This is a genomic window from Mycobacterium sp. NAZ190054 (genome assembly GCF_001545925.1).
In the GTDB taxonomy this organism is placed as follows: Bacteria; Actinomycetota; Actinomycetes; order Mycobacteriales; family Mycobacteriaceae; genus Mycobacterium.
In genome coordinates, this window is the sequence record NZ_LMVQ01000167.1 from 1 (window position 1) to 8162 (window position 8162).

Here is an 8162-nt window from a genome sequence, read left to right on the forward strand (position 1 = left end):
TCTTCGAAGCGGCTGACCGGCCGGGCGAAGTCGAACCCGTAGGGCACGATGTTCTCACTCTCGCCACTGCCCAGGCCGAGGATGAATCGCCCGCGGGCGAGGTGGTCGATGGTCAGGGCGGACTGGGTCAGGCGCTCCTCCGGGATGTCCGGCGGCGGGACCGGCGGCTGCCCGTTGATCATCAGCGGGCCCTTGGCGCTGTTCAACAGTGTCGACCAGCCGCCGTTGCCGAGCGTGGCGCCGATGCTGCACGACACCTGGCGACTGCCGGCGCTCCAGCTCGGGAACGACACCGTGCTGTAGACCAGCGTCAACGTGGTGTCCCGCAGCTTGATCGGCGCCAGGTAGGCGTCGGTCATCTTGGTGCACTCGTCCTTGATGAACGTGTCCTGCTCCGGTTCCGGCGGAAGCGCGTCGGGGAACTTCGCGGCCAGGTCGACCGCGCCGGTGACCTCCATCGCGTGCGGCGCCGCGCAGTCGATCGGGATGTCGGTGGGCTGGTTGGTGGCGGGGTCGATGCCCAGGCAGGTGCCCGCGGGCCACACCTTGGACTGGTCGACGTCGGCGACCCGGCCCTGGAATGTCAGCTGCTGGTTGTTCGGACCGGGCAGCTGCAGTCCGCACAGCATCCGGCGCTCACCCGACTGCCGCCAGGCCTTGTCGCCGGACCACAGCATGCTGATGGTGAACCGGGAGTTCGGGTCGAAACGCGCACCGAGATAGCGCTTGACCGCCGCCGAGCACTGCTCCTGGCTGATCTGCTGGATGCGCGCGGGCGACGGCGGCGCGGCATCCGGACCGTACTCGCTGCCCGGGAACGTCCGCATGTCCACCGACTGCGCGACCTCGAACCGGTGGTCACCGGCGCAGTCGACGATCTCGGCGGCATCCGGCGTGCGGTCCGGCCAGTTCAGGCAGTCACCGCTCTTGGCGTGGTCGAACGTGTCGTTGCCGCGGGGGCCCAGCGAGATCGAATTGGCGGTGAGCCCACCCGTCGGGTCGGTCTGTGGGAGGACGGTGATCACCCCGGCGATCAGCAGACCGCCGAGGGCCGTCAACAGCAGGGCGCGCCGCGTCGACGCGGCCTGCAGGCTCCTCCACCAGGGTCCGGGTGTCTCTGACATCCGCTCCATTGTGACAGGCGTGTCTGGTGCTGTGACAAGTGATGCAGTTGTTACGTTATGCGGTTGTGCCGGCTCCCGGGCGGACCCCGTAGGGTTGCGCCCGTGATCGACCTGAAGGTGCTGCGAGAGAATCCGGACGCCGTACGCGCTTCACAGCTGGCCAGGGGCGAGGACCCCGACCTCGTCGACGCGCTCGTCGCCGCCGACACCGCCAGGCGGGCCGCGATCTCGGCCGCCGACAACCTGCGTGCCGAGCAGAAGTCCGCCAGCAAGCTGGTGGGTAAGGCCCCGCCCGAGGAACGGCCCGCGCTGCTCGCCGCGGCCAAGGAGCTCGCCGAGAAGGTCAAGGCCGCCGAAGCCGCGCAGACCGAGGCCGAGCGGACCTACACCGCCGCGCATATGGCGATCTCCAACGTCATCATCGACGGGGTCCCGGCCGGCGGGGAGGACGACTTCGTCGTGCTCGACACCGTCGGCGAGCCGCCGGCTCTCTCCGACCCGAAGGACCATCTCGAGCTCGGGGAGTCGCTCGGCCTGATCGACATGGAGCGCGGCGCCAAGGTGTCGGGCTCGCGCTTCTACTTCCTCACCGGTTTCGGGGCGCTGCTGCAACTGGGCCTGTTCCAGCTCGCGGTGCGCACCGCGACGGAGAACGGCTTCACGCTGATGGTGCCACCGGTGTTGGTGCGACCGGAGATCATGGCGGGCACCGGCTTTCTCGGCGCCCACGCCGAGGAGGTGTACCGGGTGGAGGCCGACGACCTGTATCTGGTCGGCACCTCGGAGGTGCCGCTGGCCGGCTATCACTCCGGCGAGATCCTCGACCTGTCGGGCGGCCCGCTGCGCTACGCCGGCTGGTCGTCGTGCTTCCGCCGCGAGGCGGGCAGTTACGGCAAGGACACCCGCGGCATCATCCGGGTGCACCAGTTCGACAAGGTCGAGGGCTTCGTCTACTGCAGGCCCGAGGACGCCGAGGCCGAGCACGAGCGGCTGCTCGGCTGGCAGCGGCAGATGCTCGGCCTGATCGAGGTGCCCTACCGGGTGATCGACATCGCGGCGGGCGATCTCGGTTCGTCGGCGGCACGCAAGTTCGACTGCGAGGCGTGGGTGCCGACCCAGAAGACCTACCGCGAACTCACCTCGACGTCGAACTGCACGACGTTCCAGGCGCGCCGGCTGTCGGTGCGTTACCGCGACGAGAACGGGAAACCGCAGACCGCCGCCACGCTCAACGGCACGCTGGCCACCACCCGCTGGCTGGTCGCCATCCTGGAGAACCATCAGCGGCCCGACGGCAGCGTGCGCATCCCCGAGGCGCTGGTGCCCTATGTCGGCGTCGACGTGCTGAAGCCGAAAAGCTAACGGGCGTCCAGGAGTTCGTCGAGCACTTCGATGAACTCCTCGGGCCGTGCCGGCGTGCACGCCGGATCGAGCCGCGTCCCGCCGACATCGAACGTCACCAGCGTGGAGCGGCGCAGCCTGTTCATGTCCAGGGGCAGCCAGCGGCGGAAGTCCGACGTGCCCCACAACCGGAAGCGGTGGGTGAACGCGCCGAGCGGCTCGGCGCGGTATCCGCGGATCTCGCGCAGCGGGATGATCTTCGAAGTGCCGGACGGAAAATGGTAGCGGCGCAACGTGACCGCCTCGCGGTCCAGCTGGATGCGGCCGTCGTCGTAGAACCGCGCAGACCCGTTCGCGGACGTCACAACCGCTCCGCCCGCAACTCGTGGCCCTTGGTGGTCAGGCACCGGCCGTTGGACAGGTTCCACTGCCAGCCGTGCAGATTGCACGTCAGCGTGTTGCCTTCCACGACTCCGAATTTCGACAGGTCCGCCTTCAGGTGGGGGCAGCGCCGCTGGATCTCCCAGCCGTCCAGCGTGATCGACGCGCTGTCGTCGTGCGCCTCGGCGAACCAGCCGTCGGCGTAGGCGATCCGCTCGTCGGTCAGGCACTTGAAGAACGTGTAGAGGTACTCGTTGTAACCACCGACCCGCCATGCCGAGAAGCGGGTGGAAAGGAAGATCGTGTTGACCCAGTCCGGCTCACGGTCGCGCAGCACCGTGCGCACCAACTCCGGGGCGATCGCGAATCCGTAGCGGAACTTCTCGTCGGGAATTGCTTCCCGCACAGCACGTTTCGGGAAGTCAATGACTATGGTCTCGGGGCCCAGGCGAAGCTCGACGGGATACCCGATACCGTCGCAGATCTGGTCGGAAGCCAGCATGATCGGCTCGAACAGCTCGCGCAGCGGCTCCAGCAACGACTCTCCGGCCGCAGGCGCCCAGCCGGCCTTCTCGGCGGCCAGCACCGGGGCCATCCGTTCGGCGTAGTCGGCGATGTAGCCGGCCTTGCCGGTGGTGAAGATCGCCAGCACGTCGTCGTCGGGCATCGGGTGGGTAAGTGAATTCAGTTGCGAACCGGTGAAATCGGCTGTCGATCCGGGGATCATCAGCAGACCGCCGTCGTGTCCGTGGGTGCGCATCTGGTCCAGGAAGACGACCTGGTCGGGGAAGATGTTGGCCGGGTCGCCGTGGTCGTCGTTGAGGTCGCGCAACTCGGGATCCAGGAAGCACGGCGGACCCGCCGACGGCACCACCCACGTCGCACCCACCTGCGCGATGTACTGGCGGCACCGGTCCATCTGGCGTTGGCGCTTCTGGGTGCCGAACGCCTCCTTGGCGCGGGCGGGCATGTCGTAGACCATCGGGTACCAGATGGCCCCGGAGTACTGCAGCATGTGGACGTCGACCTGGCCGAAGTCGGCGTGCAGCACGTCGAGATCGACGGGCCGGGCGTCGTTCATGTTGAACGCGACGGTCTCGCCGTCGTCGACCACCAGCCCCGAGTCGCCGATCGGTCCGTCGGCGGGCGCCCGCAAGGCGATGATCATCACGTCCAGATCGCCCTTCGGGCCGCTGACCCGGTGCTTGACCGAGTCGGTGGTCTCGAAGAACCGGTGGAACCCCAGCTTCTCCAGCTCACGGCGCAGGTCCGGCACCGGGAAGTCCGGAAGCAGGACCACGGCGTCCTTGTTGACGTGCTCGCGCAGGTTCTGCGGGTCGAAGTGATCCTTGTGCAGGTGCGACACGTAGAGGTAGTCGACGTCGCCGAGCGCGGCCCAGTCCAGCTCGCTGTTGTCCGGGAACGGGAACCACGAGGCGAAGTACGCGGGGTTCACCCACGGATCGCACAAGATGCTCCCGGCCTTGGTGTCGATGCGGAAGCCGGCGTGGCCGACGCTCGTGACCTGCACAGATACCCCTCCTGCACCCATCTCGGATGCTGTTCGTCCGCCTTGCAGCTTAGCCGGGCGCACGGGGCTCGTCGTTCCACCGAGCGCGGGGGACGGCGATGCGCTCGGGGTCCGGGACGACGCACGTATCCGTCGTCCTGTCTGTGGTGGGGCCGGTCCGGCGCACTACGCTTGCGCCTGTGGAACCGGTATACGGCACAGTCATCCAGCTCGCGCGCCTGGTTTGGCGTGTCCAGGGCCTGAAATTCACCGTCACCGGGATCGAGAACCTGCCCACGACCGGCGGCGCGGTGATCGCGATCAACCACACCAGCTACTTCGACTTCACCTTCGCCGGGCTGCCGGCCTACCGGCAGCATCTCGGGCGCAAAGTCCGGTTCATGGCGAAGAAAGAGGTCTTCGACCACAAGGTGACCGGCCCGATCATGCGCAGCCTGCGCCACATCGAGGTCGACCGCGACAACGGGGCCGCGTCCTTCGAGGAGGCCTGCCGCAAGCTGCGGGAGGGTGAGCTCGTCGGCGTCTACCCCGAGGCGACCATCAGCCGCAGCTTCGAGATCAAGGCGTTCAAGTCGGGAGCCGCGCGGATGGCGATCGCCGCGGGGGTGCCGATCGTGCCGCACATCGTGTGGGGTGCCCAGCGGATCTGGACCAAGGGTCACCCGAAGAACATGTGGCGTCCCAAGGTGCCGATCTTCATCGCGGTCGGTAAGCCCATCGAACCGACCCTGCCCGCGGCCGAGCTGACGACGGTGCTGCACTCGCGGATGCAGCACCTGCTCGAGCAGGTGCAGGACGCCTACGGACCGCATCCGGCGGGCGAGTTCTGGGTGCCGCACCGTCTCGGCGGGGGAGCGCCGACGCTGGCCGAGGCCAACCGGATGGATGCCGAGGAGGCAGCCGCCAAGGCAGCCGCCCGCGGCGGCACCCCGGGGGTGGACACCGGGCCCGCCGAGGCGCCGGGGTAGGCCGCATGGAACCGGTCTTCCGCACACTGGAGATCACGGCTCAGCTGGCGGTCAGGGCCACCGGGACACAGATCACCTTCCGCGGTGTGGAGAACCTCCCCGACCGCGGAGGTGCTGTGGTGGCCATCAACCACACCGGGTACGTGGACTGGCTGCCCGCCGCGCTGGCGGCGACGAGGCGTCGGCGCCGGATGCGCTTCATGATCAAGGCCGAGATGCAGGACGTCCGGATCGTGGCGTGGCTCATCCGTCACACCAAGACCATCCCGGTGGATCGCCGCGCGGGTTCGAGCGCCTACGCCGCGGCCGTCGAGGCGCTTCGCGGCGGCGAGATCGTCGGGGTGTACCCGGAAGCGACCATCAGCCGCAGCTTCGAGCTCAAGGAGTTCAAGTCGGGCGCGGTGCGCATGGCCAAGGAGGCACACGTGCCGATCGTGCCGCTGATCGTGTGGGGCGCCCATCGGATGTGGACCAAGGACCATCCGAGGGCGTTGGGACGCAACAAGATTCCGGTCACGGTGGCGGTGGGCCCGGCGATCGCACCCGACGGCGACCTCGCCGAGCTGGACCGCGTGCTGCGGACCCGGATGACCGAGCTGCTGCACGAGGCGCAGGAGGGTTACCCCCGGCCCCCTGGCGCGTTCTGGGTACCTCACCGCCTGGGCGGTGGGGCACCGACGCCGGAGGAAGCCAAACGTCTGGAGGAGGCCGAGTTGGCAGAGCGGGCACGCAGACGGGCCGAGAAGCGGTGAAGCCGTTGCTGATCGCCACCGACGTGGACGGCACGTTGCTCGACGACGACGAGAAGGTCAGCCCCAGGACCCGCTCGGTGGTCCGTGCCGTGGTGGACTCGGGCGCACAGTTCGTGCTCGCGACCGGGCGGCCGCCGCGGTGGGTGCAGCCGATCGTGGACCAGTTGGGCTTCGCGCCGATGGCGGTGTGCGCCAACGGCGCGGTGATCTACGACCCGGCCAGTGACCGGATCGTCTCGGCGCGAACCCTGTCCGCCGACGCGCTGCGTGAGCTCGCCGAAATCGCCACCCGGGTCATCCCGGGCGCCGGTCTGGCCGTCGAACGCGTGGGTGACAGCGCGCACGACGCCGCCACACCACAGTTCGTCAGCTCGCCGGGTTACGAGCACGCCTGGCTGAACCCGGACAACACCGAGGTGTCGATCGAGGACCTGTTGAGCGCACCGGCGGTGAAACTGCTGATCCGCAAGGCGGGGGCGCGCAGCGCCGACATGGCCGATGCGCTGGCCGCACACATCGGTGTCGAGGGGGACATCACGTACTCCACCAACAACGGCCTCATCGAGGTGGTGCCGCTCGGCATCAGCAAGGCCACCGGCATCGAGGAACTGGCGCGTCCGCTCGGTGTCGAGGCGGCCGACGTGGTCACGTTCGGGGACATGCCCAACGACGTGCCGATGCTGGGCTGGGCCGGCCTGGGTGTGGCGATGGGCAACGCGCACCCCGACGCCGTCGCCGCCGCCGACGAGGTGACCGCCACCAACACCGAGGACGGCGTGGCCCGCGTCCTCGAGCGGTGGTGGCTGTAGGCCCGCCTCCACGGGGATTTCACAGGAAACTCCCAGCACCCTGCGGCCGCGCTGATTTGCCCTGGCATCATGTTCGGGGTGGGGGGAGCCTACGGTCCTGCGGCCGGGTCGACGGCCGCCGTGGACGAGTTCTTCGCAGCAGCCCGCCGGAAACCGGTCGGGTTGCTGATCGAAGGCGAACCCGGCATCGGCAAGACCACGCTGTGGAGCGGTGTCGTCGACCGGGCCGCCGGGGCCGGTTTCGTGGTTCTCGCGGTGCGCGCCGGCCAGGTCGACACGGCGCCGGCACAGGCCGCGGTCGCCGACCTGTTCGGCGCGCTGGACCGGGACATCCTCGCGGCGCTACCCGACGTGCAGCGGCTGGCAGCCGACCGCGTCCTGCTGCGCGAGCACACCACCGGGCGCCCGACCGACGAAAGAGTCACCGCGGCAGCATTGTTGAACGCCGTCCGGATCGCCGGCACCGAGGCGCCGGTGTTGATCGCAGTCGACGACGCGCAATGGCTCGACCCGTCCAGCCGCGCCGTGCTGGCGTTCGTGACGCGCCGGCTCGACGGGCCCGCCGGTGTGGTCGTCACCGAGCGGACAGGCCCGGCAACCGGCGAGCGGGTCACGTCCTGGCTGCAGGTGGGCGCCGGCGTCCCGACCCGGGTGCAGGTCGCTCCGATGAGCCTGGGTGCGTTGCACAGCATGCTGTCGGCCCGGCTGGGCCGGCGGTTCTCGCGGCCCGCGATCGTGCGTATCGCGGAGATGTCCGGCGGTAACCCGCTCTACGCACTGGAGCTCGCGCGGGTGATGGACGTCAACCCGCCGGGTCCGGGGGTGCGGCTGCCGTCGACGCTGGCCGAGTCGGTCCGGCTGCGCGTGGCCGGGCTCGACGACGAGGTGCGCGACGTGCTGCTGGCCGCCGCGTCCGCGACCGTGCCGACGGTCGAACTGATCGCGAAAACCCTTGGGCTGCAGACAGATCAGGTCACGGTACGGCTCGAAGCCGCCGAGGTCGAGGGCGTCGTGGTGATCGAGGGGAACCGGGTACGGTTCACCCATCCGCTGCTGGCCGGCGGGATTCATGACAGCGCCCCGCCGGCGCGTGTGCGGGAGTTGCACCGCAGGCTGGCCGATCTGACGGCACAGCCCGAGCTGCGGGCGCGGCACCTGGCACTGTCGGCCACCGTCGCCGACGCCACCACGCTGGCAGCTTTGGACGCCGCGGCCGAGTCGGCCCGGGCCCGGCCACGCGCAGCCGGACCGACTCG

At 69.4% G+C, this 8162-nt stretch carries 8 protein-coding genes; 5 read left to right on the top strand and 3 right to left on the bottom strand.

Annotation, left to right across the window (positions count from 1 at the left end; genetic code table 11):
• Nucleotides 1-1133: septum formation family protein (locus ASJ79_RS13285; RefSeq protein WP_156448417.1), on the bottom strand; the 1133-nt coding region annotated here is incomplete at its 3' end.
• 93 nt (nt 1134-1226) lie between these two features.
• On the opposite strand from ASJ79_RS13285, the gene serS reads away from it, so the two are divergent.
• A complete protein-coding gene (gene serS / locus ASJ79_RS13290) occupies nt 1227-2486 on the top strand; it encodes a serine--tRNA ligase (RefSeq protein ID WP_067955845.1) in 1260 nt (419 codons plus the stop codon).
• Here the strand turns inward: serS and ASJ79_RS13295 are convergent.
• Both ASJ79_RS13295 and ASJ79_RS13300 read right to left on the bottom strand, forming a co-directional pair.
• Nucleotides 2483-2830, bottom strand: coding sequence for a hypothetical protein (locus tag ASJ79_RS13295; RefSeq protein ID WP_067955847.1), 348 nt, complete (start codon nt 2828-2830; stop codon nt 2483-2485). The two genes, serS and ASJ79_RS13295, sit on opposite strands and share 4 nt — an antisense overlap.
• Complete coding sequence (locus ASJ79_RS13300; protein WP_067955849.1) at nt 2827-4377, bottom strand: Rieske 2Fe-2S domain-containing protein; 1551 nt, start codon at nt 4375-4377, stop codon at nt 2827-2829. Before ASJ79_RS13300 ends, ASJ79_RS13295 begins: the two co-directional genes overlap by 4 nt.
• Before the next feature lie 179 nt (nt 4378-4556).
• On the opposite strand from ASJ79_RS13300, the gene ASJ79_RS13305 reads away from it, so the two are divergent.
• From ASJ79_RS13305 to ASJ79_RS13320, 4 genes are all read left to right on the top strand, one after another.
• Nucleotides 4557-5345, top strand: coding sequence for a 1-acyl-sn-glycerol-3-phosphate acyltransferase (locus tag ASJ79_RS13305; RefSeq protein ID WP_067955850.1), 789 nt, complete (start codon nt 4557-4559; stop codon nt 5343-5345).
• Nucleotides 5346-5350: 5 nt separating this feature from the next.
• On the top strand, nt 5351-6097 hold the full coding sequence (locus tag ASJ79_RS13310; RefSeq protein WP_067955853.1) for a 1-acyl-sn-glycerol-3-phosphate acyltransferase: 747 nt from the start codon (nt 5351-5353) through the stop codon (nt 6095-6097).
• Nucleotides 6094-6906 carry a Cof-type HAD-IIB family hydrolase gene (locus ASJ79_RS13315; RefSeq protein WP_067955855.1) on the top strand — a complete coding sequence of 271 codons (813 nt, stop codon included), beginning with the start codon at nt 6094-6096 and terminating at the stop codon, nt 6904-6906. The genes ASJ79_RS13310 and ASJ79_RS13315 overlap by 4 nt, the downstream gene beginning before the upstream one ends.
• A gap of 69 nt (nt 6907-6975) precedes the next feature.
• Nucleotides 6976-8162, top strand: a 1187-nt coding sequence (locus ASJ79_RS13320) for an AAA family ATPase (RefSeq protein WP_156448418.1), incomplete at its 3' end; no start/stop codon positions are given.

Bases quoted from the DNA above. Each gene is read 5' to 3' on its own strand.
- ASJ79_RS13310 (WP_067955853.1), top strand. From the start codon at position 5,351: ATGGAACCGGTCTTCCGCACACTGGAGATCACGGCTCAGCTGGCGGTC.